Consider the following 25,379-nt stretch of genomic DNA (forward strand, 5'->3'; position numbering starts at 1 on the left):
ATTTCAGGAATTATCCAGTCGATAGAAGGGGCTGTGATCAGCGGTAAGCGACGCACACGGCCTTGGTCTCGAGGTAATTGTCGAGGGCACCACTGCCATGCTCGCGGCCAATGCCCGATTGCTTCATGCCGCCAAAGGGCATGTTCTGGTCGGGAATGTTGTGGCTGTTGACCCAGACCGTCCCTGCCTGAAGCTTTGGCACATAGCGCATCACCTTGTTCAAATCATTGGTCCAAAGCGACGCGCTCAGGCCAAATTTGGTGTCGTTGGCAAGGCGAATGGCCTCGTCCGGATCGCTGAACGGTGTGATTGTCACCACCGGGCCGAAGATTTCGTCCTGCATCAGCGCCATATCCTGACGCACACCAGTGAAGAGTTCAGGCGAAACATAATAGCCTTTTTCTGGTGCTTGCGCGCCAATCAGCGGGGTTGCGCCCTGCTCAATGCCACGGGCGATGCAGGCCTTGACGTGGGCCTGATGGCGCGCCGAGACAACGGGGTTGATCTGATTGCGGGGATCAAGGCCAGAGCCGATGGCAAGGCTGCGGGTAATGCCGGTTACAACCGCGAGAACCTTTTCGTAAATGCCTTTTTGCACATAGATACGGGTGCCTGCGCAGCAGGTCTGTCCGGTGTTGAAGAAGGCACCAATGCCGGCGGCAGCCCCCAAAAGCTCAAGGTCCATATCATCAAACATCACCATTGGCGCTTTGCCGCCAAGCTCAAGTGTGACGCGCTTCATATCGCGCATGGCCTGAATGCCGATCAGCTTGCCAGTCTCTGTTGAGCCGGTGAAGGTGATTTTGGCAACGCCGGGATGGGCAACCAATGGTGCGCCCACAGCCTCACCCATGCCGGTGACGACATTGACAACCCCTTCAGGAATACCAGCTTCAAGGCAAAGCTGGGCCAGACGAATGGAGGTGAGCGGGGTTTCTTCTGCGGGTTTCAAAACCACGGTGCAGCCAGCGGCCAGCGCAGGCGCAATCTTCCAGGCAGCCATCGTGAGCGGAAAGTTCCAAGGTGTGATGGCAGCAACCACGCCGACAGCTTCTTTGCGAGTGAAGGCCTGATATTGCATGCCGGGGGGAATAGCGATGGATACATCCAGCGTTGAGCCTTCGATCTTGGTGGCCCAACCCGCCATATAGCGGAAATATTCAGCTGAAGACTGCACTTCGATCAGCCGCGAGAGCATGATGGATTTGCCCTGGTTCAGCGTTTCCAGCTGTGCCAGCTCTTCGCCATTGGCCTCAATCAAGTCCGCCAGCTTGAGCAATATGCTCTGTCGTTGGACGGGTAGAAGCTTTGACCACGGACCCTCAAATGCGGCTTGCGCCGCGCGCACGGCCAAATCCACATCGACCGCATTGCAGGCAGGCACATGGGCCAGCACGTCGCCGGTGGCAGGATTGTAAACCGCATAGGTTTCACCAGACTGGGCGAAAACGGACTTGCCGTCAATCAGGGCCAGAGGCGCTTTTAAAAATTCTGAGACCGAGGCGGCAACAGACTCGACGGCGAGATCAGGTTGAGCAATGTGCATTTTATGTTCCCTTGGAGTTAAATTTTATCATTGTTCTGGTGGTCAGCGCTGTGCACGATGCCATGTATGATTGTGTTAAACTGATCCCGATTGTGCGCGGTCTGCGTCAGGACACAGCACAAAATCATAATTGGCGCGCCAAGCTTCGCTGAGGCTGTCAGCCGGTTCAAATGAGACGATGAGCGATTGTTTGACGCCAAACACCGCGTCTGAGACGAGATAGAGGTCGCCAGCCGCAAAAATATGGGTGATAACCCGCCTAAAACCGGGGGCTGTCACCATGAAATGCATGTGGGCAGGGCGCCAGGGGTGGCGACCAAGGGCGGCCAGCATTTTGCCCACAGGCCCATCATCCGGGATGGGATAGGAGACCGGCTTGATGCCACGGAAGGCATAGCGGCCATCGGCTCCGGTTCGAAAAACGCCCCGATTGTTGAAAGGCGGCTGGATTCCGGGCTGCTGCACGTCATAAAAGCCATCTTCATTGTCGGACCAGACATCAATCAGCGCGTCCTTGATGGGATTGCCGTCCAGATCCAGCACCCGGCCTTGGTAGAGGCAAATCTCGCCCTTGCCATCAAGGCTGATATTGGCTCCCATCTCCCGCTCCGGGGCACCGGCAACATGGAAGGGGCCGAAAACAGTGGTCTCCGTCGCGCCGCTCGGGGCTCTGTTGTTGATGGCATCCACCAGCATGGAGACGCCAAGCGTGTCGGAGAGAAGAATGAACTCCTGCCGGTTGCCAGAACAGATTTGCCCGGTCCGGGTCAGAAAATCGATAGCGACTTCCCATTCTTCCTCGGTTAATTCAACGTCACGGATAAAGTCATGCAAATGGCGGACGAGCGATGACATGATCTGGCGCAGGCGCGGCGATGTTTCTTCTCCCATCCTCCCATTGACGACATCAACGGATGTTTCCTCAGTTAAGTAGCTCATTATGTCATCCTCCCGATGTTCATTTTTCTCGTCACCCCTCTGCCGTGACAGGCGGCGCGCCTTCAAAAGCGCGCTGAAGTAAATCTCTTATGGCTGACAACTCAAGCGGTCGGGGGTTCCAATAGCTGTTGGACAGGGCGATATGGGCGGCTCGGTCCACACCATCCGCAGGCATTCCGATCTCTTTGAGGCTGGTTGGCGCGTTGACGCTGTGCGCAAGTCTCTGCAAGGCAAGCGCTGGATCAGGGCCTAAAACACCCTCAAGTGCCACCATGACCTCGGGCATTGCCGGGGCATTATAGGCCAGCGCATGGGGCAGGATCACCGTGTGGGTCTCGGCATGGGGCAGATCAAAGCTGCCGCCCAGTGTGTGACACAGCTTGTGGTGCAGCGCCATGCCAACCGAGCCCAAGCAAATACCACATAGCCAGGCCCCGTAGAGCGCATCAAAACGCGCATCCCGATCGGTGGGGTCTTTGGCAATTTTGGGCAAGGCCACGGCTAGCGCTTTGATGGCTTGCAGCGCAAGGCTGGAAATCACCGGATTGCTATCGCGGGCATACAGGGCCTCAACGGCATGGGCCATGGCATTGATGCCTGAGGTGCCGGAAATGCCGGGGGGCAGGCCGAGGGTCTGCTCCACATCATAAATCACGACCTCTGGCAGAACTTTCAGCGTGGTCTGTGTGCGCTTGGCCCCATCGCTGGTTTCACCCAGAATCGGTGTCATTTCTGATCCGGCATAGGTGGTGGGCAAGATGATTTGTGGCAGATCGGTGCGCAGCGCAATGGCCTTGGCAAGCCCGGTGGTAGAGCCACCACCAACGCCCACCACAACATCGGCATCCACTTCTCTTGCAAGGCTGACAGCCTGCTCGCTCACATCAACTGGCGTGTGCATGACAGCACCAGAGAAGATGCCGACGCAGGTGGCACCCAGCAAGCCAGCCAAATGCTCCGCTTGCGACGTTTGCGCAGGCGTTGATAAGACCAGGGCGCGGCGCGCGCCAAGTTGCTCAACCTCATCCGGCAATTGGGTTGTGGTGCCGAAGCCGAAAATGACGCGGGCAGGGTGGCCGGTATAGATGAAATTTTGGCTGCTCATACCAGTTCAACCTCGGCGTTCTGCATGGGATAATCCACCTGATGGCGGGCAATGCGCAAGCCTTCCAGCCTGTCGCGCACCGCAAGATGGGCCGGGTGGGTGGCATAGGCATCAAGCGCGGCCTGGCTTTCGAACTCGGTGACGAGAACAACATCGCACGCATAAGAAATGCGGCTGGTATCAACCCCGACTTCGAGCTTGATCATGCCCGGAATTTTCCCCTTCAGCCCTTGGAATTCGCGCATGATGGTTGCGATATTGCCTGCCTTTTCAGCGGGTGTCGCACCGGCGGCATTCCACATGACGATGTGGCATATGGGGGAGGAGGTGGCCGAGGTTGATGTCATTCGCGAACTCCGCTGGCGCTTAGAGTTTGTTAGGGAAAAGTGGAATCCGGTTTTCCCGAAGAACAAACGAAAACAAAGAAATCTAGAGCCCGTCAGGTTCAATCTGAACCTGACGGGCTCTAGAAGGTGATCAAACCATCTGCACTACCCTTTCATCGTTTTATTACAGGATAAATCACGTAAATTGGAAAACATTCTTGCGAAATTTGCAAAAGACAAGGATTGGCCTTGCAATGTGACAAATTTAAGTGAAAATTACCGTTAAAAATAAGGGGAAGAGCCATGGATCGTTTCACAGAGCTTGAGGTCTTCACGAAAATTGCCGACGAGGCAAGCCTGACCCGCGCCGCAGAGATTCTCGGGCTTTCTGTTTCGGGTGTCAGCCGGTGTCTGACCAGTCTTGAGGCCCGGCTTGGTGTGCGACTGGTGCAGCGTACAACGCGGCAATTGTCGCTGACGGCTGAAGGCGAGCGCTTTGCTGATAGCGCCCGCGATATCCTGATGAGCCTTCAGACCGCCGAAGACAGCGTCAGTCTTGTTTCGGCGGAGCCGCTGGGCACTTTGCGCGTTGGTGCTTCGCTGTCCTTCACGCTGCTGCATTTGCTGCCGGTGATCCAGATGTTCAAGCAGAACCATCCGCGCGTGCGGGTCGATCTGCAAGTCTCCAACCGCTATTATGATATTATCGAAAATGGCCTTGATCTTGCGATCAGGACGCGGCGCATGGAGATGGATAGCTCTGTGACCATTCGCAAATTGGCAGAACTGCCAAGACTTCTGGCGGCGTCGCCGGACTATCTGGCGCGTTTTGGTGTGCCGCGCTGTCCTGAAGATCTGGAGCGCCACGCCATGCTTTTATACACCTTGTCTGACGATTGGGATCATCTGACGTTCGAGCGCAATGGCGAGACAAAACGTGTGACGGTCAGTGCCGAGGTGACCTGCAATGATGGGCAGGTGCTGCTTAGATCGGCACTCAATGGCATGGGAATATTGGTTCAGCCAGCCTATATCATCAAAGACGACCTCGATGCGGGCAGGCTTGTTCCAGTCCTTGCCGATTGGAAGCTCCAACCGCTGATCATGAATGTGGCGTTTCCAACCCGCACCCATCTTCCAGCAAGAACACGGCTGTTTATTGATGCGCTGGTGCAATATTTCCGCGAGCATGATCTGGAGCGAGTATGGAATGAACAGCCCAGCCCCGTCACAATCATGCCTTTGACGGCGGATGACCTGCCCAGCCCTTGAAGGCTCTGGAAAACACCGCGCCATCGGCATAGCCCAAGGCTTGCGCCACATCAGACATGGTCGAGGCGCTGGTGGAGAGCAGCCTGCTGGCCAGTTCCTGCCGACACGCCTGTGTCAGAATGCGGATTGTGGTTCCCTCATCCTCCAAGCGTCGTTGCAGGGTTCTGGGCTTCAGGCCCAGTTCTTCTGCAATCAGACCAATGGTGATGGGGCGCACACCGATATAAAGCTCGATGAGCGATTTCACTTTCGCGGTTATGCTGTTGCCAACGTTGGTTTCATTGATCAGATCGCCGATGTGCCGTTCCAGAATAAGCGTCAGCTCTTTGTTCTCGGTGCGGTAGACCCGATCGGCTTCCTCCACGTTCATAATAATACGGTTGCTGGACTGTTTGAACAAAACCGGGGCTTTGAAGATCCGGCGGATAGCTTCCGCCTGCTCCGGTGCTTCGTGCTCAAAATGCACTTCCATGGGCCGCCAGTTGACCTTGAAATTGGTGCGGATCAGCTGACAGCTCGCAGCCAGCGAATATTCGGCATCATGGCGGCGTGGCCAGATCGAGTCGTCGGCGATGCGATAACTCCAGATCAGGATGTCACCATCCTGCCGGACGCTGGACGTTGTTGAATTTTGCAAGGAATTCACAAATTTCGAAAGATTCTCAAAGGCGGAGCGAATGGTGGGCGAAAAGGACACCAGCACACCCATCGGGCCAATATCGCCGGGTGTTAAGGTCGCACCCAGCTTAGCGCCAAAAACAGGGGCATCGAGAGAACTGGCCGCATCTTCAAAAAACGCCACAAAACGATGAAGGGGAATGACGGCATAGGGGTCATCAAGAACTGATAGCAGAATCCGATGCTTGTGCAGCAGCTCGCGCGCCTTGCTTTGGCGAGAGGCGAATTGTTCGAGCAAAGGTTTGATCGCAGCAACCCTGATAAAGGCAAGGGATCGTGCTGGCTTCAGGATGTCATTCATTGGTGCCATCCAAATTTACGGTAATATTGACGCATATTATCAAATCCGTGACATGATTTGCAATACTGCCAGCGCCAAAATGAGGTTTAATCTCATCAACAATAAATGAAAATAAAAGGGGTTCAACATGCAAACTGGAGAGAGCACACCTGTGCCTTCTGATAAGTTGGCGCGCAATTCGATTGGAGTTGCGCATATTGTCTTTTTCGTTGTCGCCGCCGCAGCACCACTGACAGCCGTCGTTGGTGCCACGCCACCTGCCTTTGCCTTTGGCAATGGTGCAGGCGTGCCGGGAGCCTTTGTTCTGGCCGGGCTTTTGTATCTGGTCTTTTCTGTCGGTTTCACCACGATGGGCCGCCACGTTCGCGGTGCTGGCGCATTCTATACCTATATCGCCAATGGTATTGGCAAGCCAGCCGGTGTCGGCGGTGCCTTCATGGCGCTTTTGACCTATAGCTCCGTGCAAATTGCCGTCTACGGCATGATCGGCGTTTTCACCCAAACCGCGTTTGCAGCGCTCGGCGTTGATCTGCCGTGGTGGGTTTGGTCCTTTTCGTTTTTGCTGATCGTGCATTTTTCCGGCCAGCGCAACATTGCCTTTTCAGGGGCCATTCTCGGTATCTGTATGCTGGCGGAGATGGTCATTCTTCTGATGCTGGATATTGGCATTGTGCTGCACGGTGGTGGGCCGCAAGGGTTCAGCGTCACCTCATTTGCCCCTGAAACGGTGTTCAGCCCCGGCATTGGCGTCTCGCTCGTCTTCGTTGTCGGCTCGTTTATCGGCTTTGAAGCAACCGCTATTTTTGGTGAAGAGGCGCACCGCCCCGAGATCACCATTCCACGGGCAACCTATGTCTCGGTGCTGTTGATTGCCATTTTCTACGCATTCTCCACCTGGGCAATTGTGCAATATTATGGACCGGACAATATTCGCACTGTTGCCAGTGGTGCCTTGAACACGCTGTTCTTTGATGCCGCCACCAAAGTGCTTGGTCCATGGGCAGCGCATGCCATGAATATCTTGCTGATCACCAGCCTGTTTGCCTGCATTCTGTCGTTCCACAATACGCTGAACCGCTATTTCTTTGCTCTGGGCAGAGAAGGTCTGGCCTTCAAGGTGCTTGGCAAGGTCCATGCGATCCACGGCTCGCCCTATATGGCAGGCATGTTGCAGTCGTCCATTGCAGCCATTGTGCTGGCCGCCTTCGCCATTACCGGGCAGGATCCCTTCACCGTGGTGTTTTCCTACATGTCAGCACTTGCCGTGTTGAGCATTTTGAGCACGCAGGCACTGGTTTCTATCGCGATCTTGATGTTCTTCCACAACAACCGCAGAGGCCACGGCGTGTTGAGAACGGCGGTTGCTCCCGCAATCGCGCTTGCGGCTCTTGCTGGCGCAATTGTACTGGTTATCTCCAATCTCGATCTTCTGGCGGGTTCGTCGAACATTGTCGTCGACTCCTTCCCCTTCATCGTCATCGCTGTTGGCATCCTCGGTGTGCTCTATGCGCTGTCGATCAGGAAAACCAGTCCGGCACGTTACGCAGCCCTTGGCGAAATTTTTGAAGCGTGAGCGCACGGGGTTGCGCTGCAACCCCTGCCAACCGCGTTTTCATTCAACACCGCATCCCATCAAACCACCATCGACTGCCCGATCTTGATCGTCGGGCGGCCAGAATCCTCGCAACCCAACACGAGTTTTTATAATGAGCTATGATACCAAGATCGACTTCATCTACCTCTCCGAGCAGGACATGATCCGTGCAGGGGTGACAGACATGCCCCAATGTGTTGACGCGATGGAAGAAATGTTCGGCCTGCTCTACACGGGTGATTATCGCATGGCTGGCCCCAACAGCGATTCTCACGGTGCTGCGATCTCCTTTCCAGAGAATTCTCCTTTCCCGGATATGCCAAAGCCAACCGCTGACCGCCGCTTCATGGCCATGCCCGCCTATCTGGGTGGGCGGTTCAAAACCGCTGGTATGAAATGGTATGGCTCCAACATTGAAAACCGCGAAAAGGGCCTGCCGCGCTCCATTTTGATGTTTTGCCTCAATGATGCCGACACCGGCGCGCCGCTTGCCTTCATGTCGGCCAATCTTTTGTCGGCCTATCGCACCGGTGCCATTCCCGGCGTTGGCGCGCGGCATCTGGCCCGCAAGGATTCGAAAGTTGTCGGCATTTTGGGTCCGGGCGTGATGGCTAAAACCACGCTCGCGGCCTTCATGGCCACATGCCCCAATATTGATACGGTCAAGGTGAAGGGGCGGGGCCAAAAGAGCCTTGATGCGTTTCTCTCCTGGCTGGCCGAAACCTTCCCACAGGTCACAACGGTTGAGGTTGTTGATAGCATTGAAGCGGTGGTGCGCGATTCAGATCTCGTCACCTTCTGCAATTCCGGTGCCGTTGGTGATCCATCGACCTATCCCAAGATTCAGCGCGCATGGGTCAAGCCGGGTGCATTTCTGGCCATGCCAGCCCTTTGCGACATCGATGACGGCATGGAGCATCCCGATATTCGTAAAGTGGTCGACAATACCGGCCTTTATGATGCGTGGTATCACGAGCTGCCAAAGCCCGCGCATGTGCATGTGCCTATTCTCGGCGTGAAGTTCATGGACATGATTGCTGAAGGCAAAATGAGCCGTGATCAGCTTGAAGACATTGGTAAAATCATTTCCGGCGACGCCGTGGGCCGTCAAAATGATGATGAAATCATTATCATGTCGGTTGGCGGCATGCCTGTTGAAGACGTGGCCTGGGGCACGATTGTGTACCGCAACGCTATTGAGCGCGGCATTGGTGTCAAGCTGAACCTCTGGGATGTTCCCGTGCTGCGCTGACCACAGCCAAAAGCCGTCTCACACAAAAGAGGCGGGTGGATTTTCTGAGTCCGCTTCATGGCAGGGCGCTTTACCCAAGCAAAGCGTCTTGCCGCTTATTTCACTCAAAAAGCAATGGAAATACGATGACCAAGGTTGTGAAGATCAAAACGGGTTCCAAGTTTGAAGAGCATGGCAGCTATTCTCGTATCGTCGCTGTCGACAACTGGATTTTTGTCTCCAATACCGCCGGTCGGAATCCGCAGACAAAAGAAATACCCGAGGATGTGACCGAACAGGCCAAACAAGTGTTTGCCAATATTGAAGCAGCTCTTGCCGCCGTTGGCTCCTCGCTTGCTGATGTGGTTGCTTCGCGCGTTTTCATTCAAGACCCCGATGATACGCTGGCGGTTATGACGCTGGTGGGCGAGAAATTCCGCGGGATCAATCCCGCCAGCACGGTCACCTGCCCGCCGCTTGGCTCCACCGTCTATAAGGTCGAGATCGAAGTGACCGCCTATAAGGGCGCATCCTCAGCTGAGGTTGAAGAGCGCACGATTTCGCTGTGATCGCCTTTGGCGCAATAGCATAAACCATTGCGCCAATTGCTTTTTTGATTGATTCAAGGACATCAGCCATGGCCCCTACAATTTCTCCGGTCCAAACATCTTCCGATTTTCCCGCAAGCACCACGGTTGTTGTGATTGGCGCAGGCATTGTCGGGCTGACGGCGGCTCTGACATTGGCCGAGCGCGGCATTCCCGTCGTGGTGCTGGAAAAGGGCAGAGTGGCAGGTGAGCAATCCTCGCGCAATCTGGGTTGGGTGCGCAAAATGGGACGCTCTGCGCCGGATGTGCCAATGTCGCTGGCGGCTGACAAGCTTTGGGCCGAGATGCCGGAGCGGGTCGGGGCTGATGTTGGCTATCGGCAGGCCGGTATCATGTATCTGGCCAGAACAGATGCGGAAATGGATATGCATCGCAACTGGATGAAATCTGTCAGCCAGTTGTCGCTTGATTCAAAGCTTTTGAGTGCAAACGAGATCGATAATCTTGTACCGGGCGGACAAGGCAAGTGGGCAGGGGGCATTTATACGCCCTCCGATGGCCGGGCCGAGCCAACCCTTGCCCCAAGTGCAATCGCCAATGCTGCCATCAAAAAGGGCGCGGTCATTGTCGAGAATTGTGCGGTGCGCACGCTCAGCACGTCAAATGGCAAGGTCAGTGGTGTGGTGACGGAGCGCGGTGAAATCCGCTGCGATCAGGTGCTGCTGGCAGGTGGGCTGTGGTCACGGAAATTCCTTGCCAATCTCGGCGTTTCTCTGCCCACGCTGCCGCTGATCTCCTCAGTCATCCGCACCGCCCCCATGGAAGGACCAACAGAGATTGCGGTTGGCGGGCCAGATTTCTCTTTCCGCCGCCGCGCCGATGGCGGCTTTACCATCACCCAGCGCGGTGCGCTGGGCGCACCGCTTCTGCTCGATCACCTGCTGATTGGACTGCGCTATCTGCATATGTTGCGCGCTCAGCGCGATCTGCTTCGCATCAGTTTGGGGAAGGATTTCTTGCGCGATATCGCCATGCCACGCCGGTGGGGGCCAAAAAGCAAATCGCCGTTTGAGCATATCCGCACCATGGACCCGCCAACCATTCCCACCCTCAATGACGAGGCGATGCAGAACCTGATTGCCGCATGGCCCGCGTTTCGACAGGCAAAAATCGAAGAAGTCTGGGCGGGAATGATGGATATTACCCCGGATTCGCTTCCCGTTATTGCGACAGTTGCAAAAATCAAAGGCTTTACCGTGGCATCGGGCTTCTCAGGCCACGGCTTTGGCACAGGCCCCGCCGCTGGCCAATTGGCCGCAGATTTGATCACCGGCGACACACCGCTTATCGATCCTTCGCCCTACCGACTGGAGCGTTTTTGATAGCCAAGGTCTGTCAGGGCAAGTGGCCCTGACAGACATTGCACATGTCCCATCAGGTGCCCGCAAGCCGCAGCCCTGCTTCATCAAACAGATGAATGTCTCGGCTTTCAAAGCTGAGCTGTACCTCTGTTCCCTTTGCCAGATCATGCTGACCGGCCAGCACCGCAAGAATGGTTTCGCCAGTTACTGCATGGGCGTGAATAACGGTTTCCGAGCCAAGTGCTTCAACCATATCGATGTGGGCGCTGATGCCGTTTTCCTCCGGCTTTGCCAGACGGATGTGCTGCGGGCGGACCCCGACATTGATTTTCTGTCCGGCTTTTGCATCAACGGCCGTGCGCGACGTGGTGAGTTGCGTTTCACCCAGCACGGTCAGCCGTGTGCCATCAGCACCCGTTGAGAGAATTGTGCCGGTAAGAAAATTCATGCTCGGCGCACCAATAAAGCCAGCCACAAAGCGGTTTGCCGGTGTGTTATACAGCTCCAGCGGCGTGCCGACCTGCTCGATCTTGCCCTTGCGCAACACCACAATCCGGTTGGCCAGCGTCATTGCTTCAATCTGATCATGGGTCACATAGATCATCGTGGTTTTGAGGCGGGCGTGCAAAGCCGAGAGTTCGGCACGCATGGAAATGCGCAGTTCCGCATCGAGATTGGAAAGCGGCTCATCAAGCAAAAACGCGGTTGGGTTGCGCACAATGGCGCGGCCAATGGCAACACGCTGGCGCTGGCCGCCGGAAAGCTGGCCGGGCCTGCGGTTCAGGTAATCGCCGATTTCCAGCATTCTGGCAGCTTCTGCAATGCGGCTGTCGATCTCGTGTTTCGGCAAACGGGCATTTTCAAGCCCAAACGCTAGATTTTGCCGCACCGTCATGTGCGGATAAAGCGCGTAAGACTGAAACACCATAGCAAGACCGCGATCGGCGGCGGGTACATCATTGACCAATTCGCCATCGATATGGATTTGCCCGCTGGTTGGCTTGTCCAGCCCGGCAATCTGGCGCAGCAACGTGGATTTTCCGCATCCCGATGGACCAACGAAGACGATGAATTCGCCATCCTGGATATCCAGATCGATGCCGTGGAGAATATCCAGTGCACCGAAAGACTTGACGACCTTTTGCAGTGTGATCCGGCCCATATTTTTCACTCCTATTTCAGACCGGTGGCCGCAATGCCGCGTGTGATGAACCGTTGCAGGAACACGAAGACGAGGACGACCGGGATCATGGTAACGACTGTCATGGCCAGAATGTAATGCCATTGAACGTTGAGTTGGCCGGAATAGACATTCAAGCCCACTTGCAGGGTATAGAGGGAGGATCGGCTGAGCACGATCAACGGCCACAGAAAATCATTCCAGCGCCATACCACCGAGAAAATCGCCAGCACCGCCAAAGCCGGTGCCGAGAGCGGCATGACAATGCGCCAGTAAATCTGCCATTCCGAGGCCTTGTCCATGCGGGCTGCATCAATCAGCTCATCCGGTATGGTCAGCATATATTGGCGGAGCAAAAACACTCCTGTCGGCGTGGCAACGGTTGGCAAAATAACGCCCCAGAGATTGTCCAAAAGCCCCAGCTTGGAGACCACCGAATAGAGCGGCACCATGATAACGCCCAGCGGCACCATCAAGGTTGCAACAATCAGCAGCAAAATCAGGTTCTTGCCGGTGAACTGATATTTAGACAGGGCAAAGGCCGCCATGGAGTTGATGGCAAGGGTGATGATGGTTGCCATGGTGGTGACAAACACCGAATTCCACAGATAGCGCAGAAAATCGAAATGCAGGAAGGGCTGCGTATAGTTCGAGGTCTCAAACGACACTTTCTGCACGGGCGTGCGGTCCTTGATATTGACCTTGATGATGGTGCCCGGATTTTTCGGATCAACCATTTGCGCCATGATGCCAATGCGCCGCACTTCGGCAAGCTCGGCCTTTTTGCCGTCTGGCAATGTCACGGTAAAGATCGGCAGCGGCTTGTCATAGCCTTCAACCTGCACCGTTTGCGACACATAGGGCAAAAGGGCTGGCGGAAACTCGGCCAAGGCCGCAGGCGTTTTGAAGGACGACAAGGCCAGCCAGACGGCGGGGCCGAAAATGATAAACAACCCGCCGAACAGCCACACCCATGTGGCAATATCGCTCCAATGCCAGCGGCTTCCGCCACGGCGGCGGGTTAGAAATGCGAGAACATGTGCCATCAGCGTTCTCCCTTTTTCTCGTTACGGCGCGAAGCCGCCATTTGCAAAAGTGTGAGAACCACCAGAACGGCTCCCATGAGAATGGATGCAGCCGCCGCAAGGCCGGGGTTGCGCAATTCCGAAGCAAAGCCCATTTCATAGATATATTGCACGATATACATGGTGCTGGTGCCCGGCCCGCCGCCGGTGAGAACGAAGGCTTCATCAAAAATCTGCACGGCTTTGATCAGCGCCAGAACCAGCACAACAATCAGATTGGGCATCAAAAGCGGCAGGGTGATGCGCCAGAACATGCGACCGCGACGGGTGCCATCCATTTCGGCGGCTTCATAGAGATCCTTGGGAATGGCCTGCAATCCGGCCAGCAAGATCAAGGTGTAAAAGCCAACATGCGCCCAGATCGACACGCCAATGGTGGCGGCAAAGGAGCTGGCCCGCTCGGTCAGCCAATTGGTTGGCTCGGTGCCAAACACGCTCAACAGAAAGGCGTTGAGAATGCCATTGCGCTGCAAAATCCAGCGCCAGATCAAGCCAGTGACCACAGGTGAAAGCAAAACCGGGAAAAAGAAAACCGCGCGCCAAAAGCTTCTGCCGATCAGCTCGCGGTTGAGAATGAGGGCGGTAATGAGGGCCACCACAATCATCAATGTGACCTGAATGACCACAAACCAGGCAGTGTTGCTAACGGCAATCCAAAAACCATCCTGAACACAGGTGTTGGGATCGAGATAGTCTTTGCAGGCCATGATCTGGCGGTATTGATCAAGCCCGACATAGCTGCGCTGATCCAGAAAGATCGCGGGGCCGCCGGTCATCGAATACATGAAATTGATCACAAACGGCACAAGAACGAACACGGCAAAGATGGCCATATTGGGTGCGAGAAAAAAGGCGGCCATGCCGCGGGTGCCCGTCGCCTTTTGCAAGGCGCGCAAGGGAATGTCGATCAAACCCATGATCCGACCAATGGCAGCGCCCGCAATGGTTTGCGCAATATTTGAAAATCCGCCCGGTTTTTCAACCATAGTGCCCCCTTGACCGGATGGTCAGCGCTTTGTGTGCTCCAACCACGCCGGTCTTGCTGTGAATGTTCAGCAATCTGAAAATGCAAGTTTCAATCGGGGTGAGCTTTGGCTCACCCCGATTGGCTTATTTGGCTTCTTGCACCTTGGCAGCAATGTCGGAATCGATGCGCTTGAATGCGTCGTCCAAAGACATTTCACCTGCCATGACCTGCGATATGCGGCTGACCAAAGCGCCGTAATAGGTATCAGACCATTTCCAGCCCGGCAGTTTGAGCGCAAGAGGTGCTGTTGTCGTGGTTGCCTTGACAAAGGTGTTGAGGGCGGCCTTGGCCTGCGCATTGTCCGTCTTGAAGTCCAGCTTGCCAGCAATCACTTCTTTGTTGGACGGCAAGAACAGGGTGCGCTCGGCAAATTCCTTGGCAACCGGGGTTGAGGCCAGATAATCCATCACCTTGGCCACATCCTTTGGATTTTTGGTGGATTTGATAGCCACCAGACCTGCGCCTCCGGGCATGCCGGTGCAAGCCGCAGGACCGCATGGACTGCCAATGGCAACCCAATCAAAATTGGTGCCGATCTTGGTCATGAAGTTGGGAATTTGCCAGGAGCCTGCATAATACATCGCCACTTCGCTGTTGATGAAATCATCAGCGGCGGCGCGATAGGACGTGCCCGCACTGGACACCCAGACATCCTTGTCGGCTGCGCCATCCGCAGTCCATTTGACCAGATCCGTCAGGTATTTCTTGGCATTCGCATCCAGCGGTGCTGGCATGCCATCGGCACCAATATAATTGGCACCATAGGAAATGGCTGGTCCGGTGATGCGATGGCCGGAGCGATCAATGGCGAAAGCCGCTTTCAATTGCTGGCTTTTGGCAACTTTTTCCGAGGCCGCGACCCAATCATCCCAAGTGGCCTTTTCGCCGGGAAGCGCTACGCCCGCCTGCTCAAACAGGGTCTTGTTGGCAAAACCACCGGTGAGAGTAATTTGCGTCATGAAACCCGGAATGATGCTCGATCCATCGGGACGCATCCAGTCCATCTGATCGCCGTAGTTTTTCTTCCAGAAATCGGCGTCCTTGAGATAGGGCGTCAGATCGAGCCAATATTGCGACAGTGATTTGAGGTTGGTGACGCGGGCAATATCCGGCCCGTTTCCGGCGGCCAATTGCACGGGCAATTGTTCCTTGATGGTGCTGTAGGACACTTCATCGACGGTGACGTGAATGTCGGGATTGGCCTTCATGAAGCGGTTGATCAGATCCTTGAAGACCTGCCCTTCGACGCCATCGGAATACCACATCACCCGCACATCACCCGCAAATGCTGCGGTTGATGATAAAAGCGCAAGGGCGGTCGTTGCCAGAATGATTGTTTTTCTCACCATCGTCTCCTCCTTCGATGGACGGATGTTACCGTCATTTTTTGAAAGGCGGGGCGCTCCTTCCCAAAACGCCCCGCCCGGATCACATTTACTAGCTCTGTAATGGGCCTCTTGGCATAGGCGCGACATCCCCCTCCACGGTCCAATTGGCAGGATCAAGCACTCTGCCTTCGGCAGAAACACGCCCGTCTTGATGGAACGTAACCCGCCCGTATTCGGGATCATCGATCGTAATCGTGCCATCAGCGTTCACATTAGCACTTAGCGATCCAAAGCGTGTGGAAAAATCGGATTGCGTGCCATGATCTTGCAAAGACCCCAGGCGTACGATCCACAGGCTGCGATGTCCGTTGAGGCGCAGCTCGTTTCCGGCGGTCGGCCCGTCATCGACCAGCTCAAAAGCACTGTCACCTTTCAGCAGAACCAGACCTGTTCCTGACGTTGCAACCGCCACCTGCCCGGAAACGTCACTGGCATCGAACTCCTGCCGCGGGAACCATGCATGGGTGAAATCGGGCTGTTCGGCGGCGCATTCAAACAGCATGACGGCCAGACCGCGATAATGGCCAAGCCTTGGCAGCGAGCCGGAACCACCCCAATAGGATGGGCGGCCATAGCCGGAATGGATGGTTTCGCCGGGATGGTTGATCCAGATTTGCGCATCAGGATTTGTGCCAAGCCGCAGTTGCAGCACAGTTTCCTGATAGCCCCATTCGCCCCAGCGATAATGGGCCGCCGTGCCCATCGCAAAGTCCTTGGTCTTGTAATGGTAGAGCCGGGCCATGCGGTCCTGACCTTGCGCAAACATCCATTCTTGCGCATCGTCCCCTTGCCAATCGGCAATGGCGGAAAGCGCATCGGGGATGGTCAAGCCGTGATCGCGAAGGCTGATGGCCATTTGCGGCAGGGCATGAACGCGGCGGCCAAAATTGCCGGTGCCCCAGATCAGGCGGGCAATGCCCGACAGTTCCAAAGAGCCAGCGGCGCGCAGGGTGTGCTCATAAGAGCGGCCTTGGGCACCGGTCAAAATGCCATGGTGGGCCGACAGGGCAACAATTCTCACCAGTCTTTTGACAGCACGCCCCGCCCGCTCGCGAATATCCTGATCGGGCGCTAGAGCAAAGAGAGCGGTCAAGCCTTTGAGGTCAATCGGGAAATAGGGGGCCGAATTGAACTCGGCCATTTCCCACGCCTCAAAATGGTCAAGCCATGCCCGGACGCGCTCTCGACCCACTGCGGATTGCTCATGGCCCAAGCGCCCGGAACGCTGAAAGCGCGATTGCGGCAACAGGCTACCTGCCAGATAGGCCGCCGTGTGGAACAGAAGCGCGTGGTTTTCTGAGAAATACCACTGCACATCATTGCCAGGCTCATCCATCCAGTAGCGATAGGACAGGATGGTGTGATCAATCTGGGCCACCAGATCGGGTGCCATATGCTGGGCATAGGCGCTGCGGCACCACAAAAGCGGCACAAGGGCAAAGTCGGCGCAGTCGTGGCAATCCTCAATGGTCGGCAGGGTTGCCCGGATCATTGCATCGGTTTTGTCGCCAAAGCGATTAGATGCGAGGCGGGCGAGGGCCGTGACATTGTCCGGCTCGCCATACTCCGAGATCTCGTCCAGCGCTTCAGCAATGCGGGCCTCAATCGTTGCGGGGGCAAGGCCCTGACGCTCGGCGGGGCAAATTTCGATGCCGAAAACCCGCGATGCCGTAAAACCGTTGGAGCGCAAATCAACATGAAAATGCCGAAAATCGGCAGGCAGTTCAGTGGTGTCGCCAAGGGGCAGGCGTGTCTGGCCAGCCGAGAGGGTCAAAGACAGCTTGACGCTTTCCTCGCGCGACATGAAGTCACCGGCAATGGTGATTTCAACATTCACATCGGTCGAGACGGGGGCGGAGGTGATCAGCGCAACGACGCCAGATCGATAGACCGGCTTTTCAAAATGCATGCTGTCGAGCGCTTTTTCAAACTCGTTGGCGACCTTGGCCGCCACGGGCACCGGCAGCGCCTGCTCTGCTTGTGGGCCTGCAACATAATCCAGCTGGAAGAAATAGCGCGCGTCGCGCTCGGCCAGATCATCAAACCATAGCGAAATGGTGTTTTCGCCGGCTTTGAGCTCAACCGTGAAGTCTTTCTTGGCCTCAAGGTTGCGCACATAATCGGCCATCCAGCCAATTTCCGCGCCATTGACCAAAAGCACCGCACCACCGCAGGTGCCAAGCCGCAAGGTGGCGGTGCCAGCGTCTTTGGCCCAGATGGTTGTGCGGGCCCATGTGCCAATCACGGTGGGGCGAAACCAGAAGCCGGAGAGATCAACCCGTGGCGAGCCAAACGGCAGCCAGAACCGATCAAGCGCAAATTCTGATGTTGCCTCTGGCCGCTTGCCACGGCGCTCGACACCAAAGGCGGTGCGGCAGGGGTATTCATGCGGAATGAAATTCTTGTGCTTGGTCAGGAAGAAGAAGGGGTCCATTTCCCCTTTCATCGGCTGATCAGGCACATCATAGCGGGCCTCATCCGTGGCACTGACCTGCCAATAGGTGACGGGTGCGCCAAGGGGCAGGGGTCTGCGCAGGTAATCAACAGAAGACGCAGTCATGTTCATTTCAACTCCGCGACACTAACAGGAGAAACATCGGTATAGGCTTGGTTTTCACCGGTCATGCCCCAGACAAAGGCGTAAGGCCCGGTGCCAGCCCCCATGTGGATCGACCAGGCTGGTGAGAGCACCACATCGCTGTCGGCGACAATCAGGCTGCGGGTCTCATCGGGACGGCCCATCAGGTGAATGACGCGCTCGCTATCGTCCATATCAAAATAGCAATAAGCTTCCATGCGCCGCTCATGCAGATGCGGCGGCATGGTGTTCCAGATGCTGCCGGGGGCAAGATCGGTAATGCCCATCAACAGCAGGCAAGAAGGTGCCACTTCCGGGTGAATATACATGCGCAGCCTGCGCTTGTTGGCACGGGCATCCTCGCCCAGATCCAACGGTTTGGCTTCACTCTGCGTGATCAACCGATGGGGAATATCGCGCCCGGCGGGTACGGAATTCATATAAAAGCGGGCCGGGTTGGCGGCATCCGCGCTGGCCAGAATGACGCTTTTCGCACCGCGCCCAACATAGAGTATGTCGCGGTTGTTCAGCGAAAACACCTGTCCATCGACGGTGATCGTGCCCGAACCGCCGAGATTGGCAATGCCCATTTCACGGGCGGTAAAAAACAAAGGTGTTCCAACATCTGCACCATCGCCAAAGCGCAAGGGCGCATCGGTCGGGCAGGCACCTCCGACAATCATGCGATCGACATGGGTATAGGCAAATTCAATCTGGCCGGGTTGAAACAGTTTTTCGATCAGAAATTCAGCGCGCAGCCGCTTGGTGTCGAAGCTCGGAATATCATGGGGTGAAACGCCATAAAGAACACGCATGATTCATGCCTCCGCATCAGATGGGATGTGGGCTAAAGCTTCCGTCAGGCACAGAATGGCCAGCGCCTGACCATAGCCGGTGGGCTGGATGGGAATATCGCGATAAAACTGCAAATCATGGCCCATGCGCGTACCGTAGGACACGTTGGAGACGGTGCCGGTGTCGTCAATATTGTCCATGACGACTTGAAGCGCTTTCAGGCCAGCTTCTCGGCATGTTTTTGGGCCAATGCCCAGCCGCGCGGCCTTGAGCAGACCATAGCCAATGCCTGCGGTGGCTGAAATTTCCTCATAGGAGGACGGATCATCCAGCAAGGTATGCCATGCACCGGAGGGCGCTTGCAGGGCCAAAAGTGCCGAAATCTGTGTTTCCAGAACGCCGAGCAGGAAGCTGCGCACCGGTGCCGGTATCTCTGCACAATCGACCAGATCCAGAATGCCCAGCACAACCCACGAATTGCCGCGTCCCCAAAGGGCGCGGGCGAAATTATGACGGCCATCAAAAGTCCAGCCGTGGAACCAAAGGCCCGATTTTGGATCGGCCAGATAGCGGCTGTGCAACAGGAATTGATGGCAGGCTTCATCAACCAGTTCCTGGCGGCCACTTGTCTGGCCGTAACAGGCCAGAAACAGGCCAACCATCACCAGCGTGTCGTCCCAAAGTTCCTGATCGTTGATCTTGTCTGAGACAATATGCGGCAGGCCACCTTCAGCGGTGCGCGGCATTTCGCTCAAAACGCGATTTGCCCAATCGTCGAGAACACTCTCCCAGCGCGGATCGCGTGTCTCGCGCCACAGAAAAGACAGGGCCAGCATGGGGGCTGTGGTGTTGATGTTCAGCTTCGGCAGACCTTCTGCGATGCGATCCGAATACCAGCCTTCCAGCAAGGATTTCAGCGCATCATCCTGTGTTGCCTGCCAAAGCCGCACAAGCCCATAGAGGCCTATCCCTTGTGGCCATTCCCAGGATTTGAAGCTGATATAGTCGCCGGGTGTGCCGTCGAGATTTGGCTCAACATATTGGCCATCATGCTGCAAATTGGTCATGCCCGCAACAAGCGCGCTCAAGCGTTCGCGTATCACGCGTCCGTCAAGTGTCATCTGGAAACTCCTCCCAATATCCGCAGTACAGCGTCTTCCCTCGCGCACTGCGTTGTTGAATGCAGTGGTGACATAGCGAATAGATTTGCGCAATATGAAAATTTATTGCAGTTTGCGCGAAGGTAGTTTGAGGACGGGCAGATGACGAAACTGGGCAAGCGTGGCAAACCAAGCCGAAAAGTGCGGCTGGAAGATATTGCAGAGCGATGCGGTGTCTCGCTGAGCACGGCATCTCGTGCCCTTGCTGGTGAAAAGGGCGTGCGCCCGGAAATTCGCAATCAAGTCATGGACATGGCGAAATCACTCAACTACGTGATTCCGGTGGCGGTGAGCTGTAAAAAAGTGGTTTTGGCTGCCAGCAGCGCGGCGATGATCGACTATGTGCGCAATCAGTTCACGGCGCAGGTGTTGGAAGGTCTTCATCAGCGGGCCGATACTTTAGGGATCGAAATCGTCACCCAGCCGATTGTTGAGCGAAGCAATATCGCTGAGTCGTTGCAAGAGGCATTGGCAGATCCAGACGTTGCGGGCTTTTTATTCCTGACTTTGGACGACGAAGAAATTTTGGCGCTGACACGCGATTTCAGCAAGCCTGTGGTGCTGATTAATGGGGATGATCCTTTGATGCGACTGTCCAGTGTCACACCGTGCAACCGCTCTGCCACGCGCATGGCAACAGAATATCTGCAAAAGCTTGGCCACACGCGCATTCTCTTCATGATGCGGCGCGGGCGGCGCACCATTGAGCGCCGTTTTGAAGGCTGGCGCGATGCCATGGTTCAAAACGGTATCAGCGATGTGCAAGACATGGTTGTCGATGTTGAAGACTGGCTCCCGGACCTTGCGTCTGATGCCATTTTTCAGCGCATTGCTGAGCGGGGGCTGGATTTTTCGGCCGTGTTGACGGCAGGTGAGAGCCTTGCGGCAGGAGCCATGGTTGGTGTGCAACGGGCTGGTTTCACGGTGCCGAAGGACGTTTCGGTTATGGGCATGGATGACTTGCCGCAGGCCGCATTTTACAACCCGCCCTTGACCACCATTCATATTCCCATGCGCGAAATTGGGGCCTCTGCCCTTGATCTTCTGCTCGATGGCATTGGCGGCCTATCCCGGCCTGCCCGTCGTATAGAGCTTGCATGTCATATCGTTGAGCGCAAATCCACCGCAGGCGTTGCCACACCGCCTTCGCCGTGACATCACCTGTCACGCAAAGGGTTCGGTTGGTCCTTTGGCGGGCATCGTGAACCATGCAGGCCCGCTTGCTGTCATGTGGACGATGTCTTCGAGGCGCAAGCCGAATTGTCCGGGCAGAACAATCATCGGCTCATTGGAAAAGCACATGCCTTCTTCGAGAGCGACGCTGTTACCACGTACGATATACGGCTCTTCATGGCCCTCAAGGCCGAGACCATGGCCTGCGCGATGCGGCAGGCCCGGCAGGCGATAATCCGGCCCAAGACCATGGTTTAGCAGCACATCACGGGCAGCATTATCCAGACTGCCACAGGTTGCACCGATGTGAGCAGCGTCAAACACGGCCTGCTGGGCCTCCCGCTCAATCGCCCAAATCCGGGCAAAATCCTTTGTTGGCGCATCCAGCATATAGGTGCGGGTAATGTCGGAATGATAGCCATCAATGCGGCAGCCGGTGTCTACCAGCACAACATCGCCCGGCTGATAATATTGCTCGCCATCGGCCCCATGGGGCAGCGATGTGGTCTCGCCAAAAGAGACGATACAGAATGTAGAGCCATTGCTTGCGCCAAGACGTCGGTGTTCTTCATCAATAAAACGAACCACTTCCGATGCCGCTATGCCGGGCCTGATCATCGCATGGGCTTTGCGCTGAACTTCCAATGTCAGGTTCATGGCATATTGAATAATCGAGATTTCCGCAGGTGATTTCCGAAGGCGTTGGCCGCGCAGAATTGGCCCGCCATCGATCAATCTCTCTGCACTGATGTCCCGGCTCAGTGCATGATAAACAAAAAGCGGCACGGCATCGTCAACGGCGAGCGGCATTCCTTGCGGCAATAGCGATGCGACGAGCCGTGCGCTGCTTTCATCCTCTTCCCAGACTTTTATGTCGCCGGGCACATGCGGAAGTGTTTCAACCCGGCTGCGTTCAAATCCAGGGACGATATAAACGAGATCGGTGGCGGTGATCACAGCACCCAGCAGGCGCTCGCTGGAATGCCAGACCAGACCGGTGAAGTAGCGCAGGCTCTCGGTGGAGCCGATCAGCACCGCGCCGATGTTCTTTTCCGCCATGGTGTTGCGCAGGGTTTCCAGCCGTTGAACGCGCTCTTCCATGGAGATTTTGGGCGCAATCTGCAGTGAGGACATGATGTGAATTCCTTGGTTACGTTAAGCCCGACCTTCTTTAACCGCATGGCAGGCGACGTTGACCGTACCGGTCATGGTCATCAGCGGCATTTCTGCCTTGCAGCGGTCGTTTGCCAAGGTGCAGCGCGGATGAAACGGACAGCCAGTGGGCGGGTTCAGCGGCGATGGCATTTCGCCAACAAGCTTGATCCGCTCGCCGCGCCGATCCGGATCGGCAATCAAAGTCGCGGACAATAGCGCCTTGGTGTAGGGATGGCGCGGGTTATCAAACAGCGCCTCCACCGGGCCGCGTTCCACTGCATGGCCCAGATACATCACCACCACATCGTCGGCGATGTGCCGCACCACGGCCAGATTGTGGGAGATGAACATCATGGTCAGATTGAGCCGGGTTTTAAGCTGTTTGAGCAGATTGAGGATCTGCGCTTGCACAGACACATCAAGCGCCGAGGTCGGCTCGTCACAGACCAGAAATTCCGGCTGAAGAATGAGGGCGCGGGCGATGCCGATGCGCTGGCGCTGACCACCGGAAAACTCATGCGGATAGCGGTCTGCGGCCTGCGGCGGCAGGCCCACCAATTCGAGCATATCGGCAACGGCTTTGCGGCGGCTGGCTTTGTCGCCAATGCCGTGAATGATCAAGCCTTCTGCAATGGAATCGCCAATGGGAAGGCGCGGGTCCAATGAGGAATAGGGGTCTTGAAACACAATTTGCAGGCGGCGGGTGGAGGTAAAATCAACACTTAGGCCGGGGCCGGCAATCTGTTTGCCATCAAAAACAATCTCGCCTGCGGTGGGGGCAAACAATCCCACCACAATGCGCGCCAGCGTGGATTTGCCACAGCCGCTTTCACCCACCACGCCCAATGTACGGCCGCGCTCAATGGTCAGGCTGATGTCGTTGACGGCATTGACATAGCCTTTGACGCGCTGAAAAGCGCCGCCCGTAACCGGGAAGGCCATTTTGATATGGTTCATTTCAACAAGAGCGCTCATGCTGGCTGTCCCTCGGAATAGGCCGGTGTGGTCAGCCAGCATCGACAGTGGTGGGCGTGCCCGATCTCGCTGAGTTCAGGAACCTTGCTCACGCAGCGCGGGTCATTGGCCTCGCGCCGCAGCGTGCAGCGTGGCGCAAACAAGCAGCCCTCCGGCAAATGGGTAAGTTGCGGCACGCGCCCCTCAATCACCTCGAGCATGTCCGGCGATTGGCCAAGCACGGGTACCGAGCGCAAAAGCGCCTGCGTGTAGGGATGCTTTGGCGATTTGAACAGCGTTCTCACATCGGCCAGTTCCACCACCTGTCCGGCATACATCACAGCGACATGGTTTGCCATTTCGGCGACTACGCCAAGATCATGGGTGATCAAAATGATGGCGGTGCCGAAATCGCGTTGCAAATCGCTCATGAGATCAAGTATTTGCGCCTGAATGGTGACATCCAGTGCGGTGGTCGGCTCATCGGCAATCAACACTTCCGGCTGGCAGGCCAGTGCCATGGCAATCATTACCCGCTGTGCCATGCCGCCTGACATTTCATGCGGATAAGCTTTCATGCGGCGTTGGGGGTCTGGAATGCCCACAGCACTCAACATGGCAATCGCCGCAGCCTCGGCCTCGCTTTTGTTCATGTTTTTATGCAGCCGATAGACCTCGGCAATCTGCCGCCCCACGGTGTGAACAGGATTGAGCGCGGATGACGGGTCTTGGAAAATCATCGAAATCCGGTTGCCGCGCACCTTGCTGGTGTCCATCGGCGACATGGTACGAAGATCGACCCCATCCAGCAGCACTTCACCACCAACGATTTTGCCGGGGTAGGGCACAAGCCCCATGATGCTGAGTGCTGTGATTGATTTTCCGCAGCCGCTTTCACCGACGATGCAAAGGGTTTTGCCAGCTTCAAGCGAGAGAGAGACACGATCAACTGCCTGCGCTGTGCCGGATCGTGTGTCAAACCGCGTGCTGAGGTTGCGGATATCGAGAATAGGATGGGTCATGCTGTCCTCACGTATGCAGCCGCGGATCGAGGGCGTCACGCAACCCGTCACCCAGAAGGTTGAAGCCAAGCACGGTCAGCATGATGGCAAGGCCAGGAAAGAATACCAGATGCGGCGCGGAGAAGATCTCGTTGCGGGCAGAGCCAAGCATGGTGCCCCATTCCGGTGTTGGTGGCTGGGCACCAAGACCCAGAAAGCTTAGGCCTGCCGCATCCAGAATGGCAGTGGCCACCCCAAGCGTTGCCAGCACCACAATGGGGGTGATGGCGTTGGGCAGCACCCGCAAGAACAGAATGCGCCATTTGCTGCCGCCCAGAACGCGCGTGGCGGCGACAAAATCAAAGGTTTTGACCGAGAGAACGCTGGCGCGGGTGACGCGCGCATAGGCAGGCACCGAGACAATGGAAATGGCCAGAAGCGCATTGCGAATGCCCGGCCCCAGCACGGCCACGATGGCAATGGCCAGCAGCAAGGACGGAAAGCCGAGGATCACATCCATGATCCGCATGATGATATTATCGACCCAGCCTCTGAAATATCCGGCAATTGCCCCCAGAAACACGCCGATGACAAGGGCTGTGGTGACGGTGGTGATGCCAATGATCAGGCTGACGCGGGTGCCATAGAGAATGCGCGAAAAGGAATCGCGTGCGTTGCTGTCGATGCCCATAATATGCTGTGGGCGGCTGGCATCGCAGCCAAGCAGATGAATACAGGGCGGCTCGCGCCGTTTGACCTGCTCAATGCCGATCAAAACCTGATCAGGGTTATAGGGCGCAATCAAGGGTGCGAAAATCGCCACCAGAATGAGGCTGCCAATAATGAACAAGCCGACTTGACCGGAACGAAGCCGCAGCAGGCGCCCCATCGTCTTGCGCCACAAGGGAACCGGATCACCGATCAGGCCATCTTCGAGAATGGTCTCTGCAGCATTGGCCGATGCAATATTCAAACGTGTCAT

General features: G+C 56.2%; 22 protein-coding genes. 6 read left to right on the forward strand and 16 right to left on the reverse strand.

Annotated elements, in window-relative coordinates:
• Positions 1 to 37: 37 nt before the first annotated feature.
• The 4 genes from E6C51_RS19040 to E6C51_RS19055 form a co-directional block, all read right to left on the reverse strand.
• Positions 38 to 1,546 (reverse strand): aldehyde dehydrogenase family protein, encoded by a 1,509-nt coding sequence (locus E6C51_RS19040; protein WP_190237171.1) that lies wholly within the window; start codon positions 1,544 to 1,546, stop codon positions 38 to 40.
• A gap of 75 nt (positions 1,547 to 1,621) precedes the next feature.
• Positions 1,622 to 2,488 carry an intradiol ring-cleavage dioxygenase gene (locus tag E6C51_RS19045; RefSeq protein WP_210235016.1) on the reverse strand — a complete coding sequence of 289 codons (867 nt, stop codon included), beginning with the start codon at positions 2,486 to 2,488 and terminating at the stop codon, positions 1,622 to 1,624.
• Between the two features lie 28 nt (positions 2,489 to 2,516).
• Positions 2,517 to 3,590, reverse strand: a complete 1,074-nt coding sequence (locus E6C51_RS19050; RefSeq protein ID WP_190237173.1) for a maleylacetate reductase — start codon at positions 3,588 to 3,590, stop codon at positions 2,517 to 2,519.
• Positions 3,587 to 3,937 (reverse strand): Dabb family protein, encoded by a 351-nt coding sequence (locus E6C51_RS19055; RefSeq protein ID WP_146937795.1) that lies wholly within the window; start codon positions 3,935 to 3,937, stop codon positions 3,587 to 3,589. Before E6C51_RS19055 ends, E6C51_RS19050 begins: the two co-directional genes overlap by 4 nt.
• 282 nt (positions 3,938 to 4,219) lie before the next feature.
• Between E6C51_RS19055 and E6C51_RS19060 the strand changes: the two genes are divergently transcribed.
• Complete coding sequence (locus tag E6C51_RS19060) at positions 4,220 to 5,188, forward strand: LysR family transcriptional regulator (RefSeq protein WP_190237174.1); 969 nt, start codon at positions 4,220 to 4,222, stop codon at positions 5,186 to 5,188.
• On the opposite strand, the gene E6C51_RS19065 is transcribed toward E6C51_RS19060, so the two are convergent.
• Complete coding sequence (locus E6C51_RS19065; RefSeq protein WP_230987470.1) at positions 5,151 to 6,167, reverse strand: AraC family transcriptional regulator; 1,017 nt, start codon at positions 6,165 to 6,167, stop codon at positions 5,151 to 5,153. The genes E6C51_RS19060 and E6C51_RS19065 overlap by 38 nt on opposite strands.
• A 127-nt stretch (positions 6,168 to 6,294) precedes the next feature.
• On the opposite strand from E6C51_RS19065, the gene E6C51_RS19070 reads away from it, so the two are divergent.
• From E6C51_RS19070 to E6C51_RS19085, 4 genes are all read left to right on the forward strand, one after another.
• Positions 6,295 to 7,740, forward strand: a complete 1,446-nt coding sequence (locus E6C51_RS19070; protein ID WP_190237176.1) for an APC family permease — start codon at positions 6,295 to 6,297, stop codon at positions 7,738 to 7,740.
• A gap of 133 nt (positions 7,741 to 7,873) precedes the next feature.
• Entirely contained in the window at positions 7,874 to 9,013 is a 1,140-nt protein-coding gene (locus E6C51_RS19075) for a tyramine oxidase subunit B (protein WP_190237177.1), read from the forward strand.
• A 125-nt stretch (positions 9,014 to 9,138) separates the two neighbouring features.
• Positions 9,139 to 9,561: a RidA family protein gene (locus E6C51_RS19080; protein ID WP_146937808.1), complete on the forward strand. Its 423-nt coding sequence runs from the start codon at positions 9,139 to 9,141 to the stop codon at positions 9,559 to 9,561.
• Positions 9,562 to 9,629: 68 nt separating this feature from the next.
• Positions 9,630 to 10,922: an NAD(P)/FAD-dependent oxidoreductase gene (locus E6C51_RS19085; protein WP_190237178.1), complete on the forward strand. Its 1,293-nt coding sequence runs from the start codon at positions 9,630 to 9,632 to the stop codon at positions 10,920 to 10,922.
• 52 nt (positions 10,923 to 10,974) lie between these two features.
• On the opposite strand, the gene E6C51_RS19090 is transcribed toward E6C51_RS19085, so the two are convergent.
• The 7 genes from E6C51_RS19090 to bglB all read right to left on the reverse strand — a co-directional run bounded on the left by E6C51_RS19090 (position 10,975) and on the right by bglB (position 20,075).
• The gene (locus tag E6C51_RS19090) at positions 10,975 to 12,063 is read right to left on the reverse strand and encodes an ABC transporter ATP-binding protein (protein ID WP_190237179.1); all 1,089 of its coding nucleotides are present in this window, start codon (positions 12,061 to 12,063) and stop codon (positions 10,975 to 10,977) included.
• Positions 12,064 to 12,074: 11 nt separating this feature from the next.
• Positions 12,075 to 13,127, reverse strand: a complete 1,053-nt coding sequence (locus E6C51_RS19095) for a carbohydrate ABC transporter permease (protein WP_190237180.1) — start codon at positions 13,125 to 13,127, stop codon at positions 12,075 to 12,077.
• On the reverse strand, positions 13,127 to 14,083 hold the full coding sequence (locus tag E6C51_RS19100) for a carbohydrate ABC transporter permease (RefSeq protein ID WP_230987473.1): 957 nt from the start codon (positions 14,081 to 14,083) through the stop codon (positions 13,127 to 13,129). Before E6C51_RS19100 ends, E6C51_RS19095 begins: the two co-directional genes overlap by 1 nt.
• Positions 14,084 to 14,276: 193 nt before the next feature.
• A complete protein-coding gene (locus E6C51_RS19105; protein WP_190237182.1) occupies positions 14,277 to 15,542 on the reverse strand; it encodes an ABC transporter substrate-binding protein in 1,266 nt (421 codons plus the stop codon).
• 88 nt (positions 15,543 to 15,630) lie between these two features.
• Complete coding sequence (locus E6C51_RS19110; RefSeq protein WP_190237199.1) at positions 15,631 to 18,141, reverse strand: hypothetical protein; 2,511 nt, start codon at positions 18,139 to 18,141, stop codon at positions 15,631 to 15,633.
• A gap of 2 nt (positions 18,142 to 18,143) precedes the next feature.
• Positions 18,144 to 18,974 carry a 5-dehydro-4-deoxy-D-glucuronate isomerase gene (gene kduI, locus E6C51_RS19115; RefSeq protein WP_190237183.1) on the reverse strand — a complete coding sequence of 277 codons (831 nt, stop codon included), beginning with the start codon at positions 18,972 to 18,974 and terminating at the stop codon, positions 18,144 to 18,146.
• A gap of 3 nt (positions 18,975 to 18,977) precedes the next feature.
• Positions 18,978 to 20,075 (reverse strand): beta-galactosidase BglB, encoded by a 1,098-nt coding sequence (gene bglB / locus E6C51_RS19120; protein ID WP_190237184.1) that lies wholly within the window; start codon positions 20,073 to 20,075, stop codon positions 18,978 to 18,980.
• Between the two features lie 150 nt (positions 20,076 to 20,225).
• On the opposite strand from bglB, the gene E6C51_RS19125 reads away from it, so the two are divergent.
• Positions 20,226 to 21,269: a LacI family DNA-binding transcriptional regulator gene (locus E6C51_RS19125; RefSeq protein ID WP_407920835.1), complete on the forward strand. Its 1,044-nt coding sequence runs from the start codon at positions 20,226 to 20,228 to the stop codon at positions 21,267 to 21,269.
• A 9-nt stretch (positions 21,270 to 21,278) separates the two neighbouring features.
• Here the strand turns inward: E6C51_RS19125 and E6C51_RS19130 are convergent, their stop codons facing one another.
• Genes E6C51_RS19130 through E6C51_RS19145 form a run of 4 tightly spaced genes read right to left on the reverse strand, consistent with a single transcriptional unit; the run spans position 21,279 to position 25,379 of the window.
• Positions 21,279 to 22,421, reverse strand: a complete 1,143-nt coding sequence (locus E6C51_RS19130; RefSeq protein ID WP_190237186.1) for a M24 family metallopeptidase — start codon at positions 22,419 to 22,421, stop codon at positions 21,279 to 21,281.
• Between the two features lie 21 nt (positions 22,422 to 22,442).
• On the reverse strand, positions 22,443 to 23,417 hold the full coding sequence (locus E6C51_RS19135) for an ABC transporter ATP-binding protein (protein ID WP_190237187.1): 975 nt from the start codon (positions 23,415 to 23,417) through the stop codon (positions 22,443 to 22,445).
• Positions 23,414 to 24,418 (reverse strand): ABC transporter ATP-binding protein, encoded by a 1,005-nt coding sequence (locus tag E6C51_RS19140; RefSeq protein WP_190237188.1) that lies wholly within the window; start codon positions 24,416 to 24,418, stop codon positions 23,414 to 23,416. Before E6C51_RS19140 ends, E6C51_RS19135 begins: the two co-directional genes overlap by 4 nt.
• 7 nt (positions 24,419 to 24,425) lie before the next feature.
• Positions 24,426 to 25,379 (reverse strand): ABC transporter permease, encoded by a 954-nt coding sequence (locus tag E6C51_RS19145; RefSeq protein ID WP_190237189.1) that lies wholly within the window; start codon positions 25,377 to 25,379, stop codon positions 24,426 to 24,428.

Source organism: Gillisella terrae, assembly GCF_004801395.1.
In the GTDB taxonomy this organism is placed as follows: Bacteria; Pseudomonadota; Alphaproteobacteria; order Rhizobiales; family Rhizobiaceae; genus Allorhizobium; species Allorhizobium terrae.

Coding starts and splice junctions, on each gene's coding strand:
- E6C51_RS19100 (WP_230987473.1), bottom strand. CDS start 14,083: ATGGGTTTGATCGACATTCCCTTGCGCGCCTTGCAAAAGGCGACGGGC.
- E6C51_RS19080 (WP_146937808.1), top strand. CDS start 9,139: ATGACCAAGGTTGTGAAGATCAAAACGGGTTCCAAGTTTGAAGAGCAT.
- E6C51_RS19140 (WP_190237188.1), bottom strand. CDS start 24,418: ATGACCCATCCTATTCTCGATATCCGCAACCTCAGCACGCGGTTTGAC.
- E6C51_RS19055 (WP_146937795.1), bottom strand. CDS start 3,937: ATGACATCAACCTCGGCCACCTCCTCCCCCATATGCCACATCGTCATG.
- E6C51_RS19085 (WP_190237178.1), top strand. CDS start 9,630: ATGGCCCCTACAATTTCTCCGGTCCAAACATCTTCCGATTTTCCCGCA.
- E6C51_RS19095 (WP_190237180.1), bottom strand. CDS start 13,127: ATGGCACATGTTCTCGCATTTCTAACCCGCCGCCGTGGCGGAAGCCGC.
- kduI (WP_190237183.1), bottom strand. CDS start 18,974: ATGCGTGTTCTTTATGGCGTTTCACCCCATGATATTCCGAGCTTCGAC.
- E6C51_RS19040 (WP_190237171.1), bottom strand. CDS start 1,546: ATGCACATTGCTCAACCTGATCTCGCCGTCGAGTCTGTTGCCGCCTCG.
- E6C51_RS19060 (WP_190237174.1), top strand. CDS start 4,220: ATGGATCGTTTCACAGAGCTTGAGGTCTTCACGAAAATTGCCGACGAG.
- E6C51_RS19105 (WP_190237182.1), bottom strand. CDS start 15,542: ATGGTGAGAAAAACAATCATTCTGGCAACGACCGCCCTTGCGCTTTTA.
- E6C51_RS19050 (WP_190237173.1), bottom strand. CDS start 3,590: ATGAGCAGCCAAAATTTCATCTATACCGGCCACCCTGCCCGCGTCATT.
- E6C51_RS19130 (WP_190237186.1), bottom strand. CDS start 22,421: ATGTCCTCACTGCAGATTGCGCCCAAAATCTCCATGGAAGAGCGCGTT.
- E6C51_RS19145 (WP_190237189.1), bottom strand. CDS start 25,379: ATGACACGTTTGAATATTGCATCGGCCAATGCTGCAGAGACCATTCTC.
- E6C51_RS19110 (WP_190237199.1), bottom strand. CDS start 18,141: ATGACTGCGTCTTCTGTTGATTACCTGCGCAGACCCCTGCCCCTTGGC.
- E6C51_RS19135 (WP_190237187.1), bottom strand. CDS start 23,417: ATGAGCGCTCTTGTTGAAATGAACCATATCAAAATGGCCTTCCCGGTT.
- E6C51_RS19070 (WP_190237176.1), top strand. CDS start 6,295: ATGCAAACTGGAGAGAGCACACCTGTGCCTTCTGATAAGTTGGCGCGC.
- bglB (WP_190237184.1), bottom strand. CDS start 20,075: ATGACACTTGACGGACGCGTGATACGCGAACGCTTGAGCGCGCTTGTT.
- E6C51_RS19065 (WP_230987470.1), bottom strand. CDS start 6,167: ATGAATGACATCCTGAAGCCAGCACGATCCCTTGCCTTTATCAGGGTT.
- E6C51_RS19075 (WP_190237177.1), top strand. CDS start 7,874: ATGAGCTATGATACCAAGATCGACTTCATCTACCTCTCCGAGCAGGAC.
- E6C51_RS19090 (WP_190237179.1), bottom strand. CDS start 12,063: ATGGGCCGGATCACACTGCAAAAGGTCGTCAAGTCTTTCGGTGCACTG.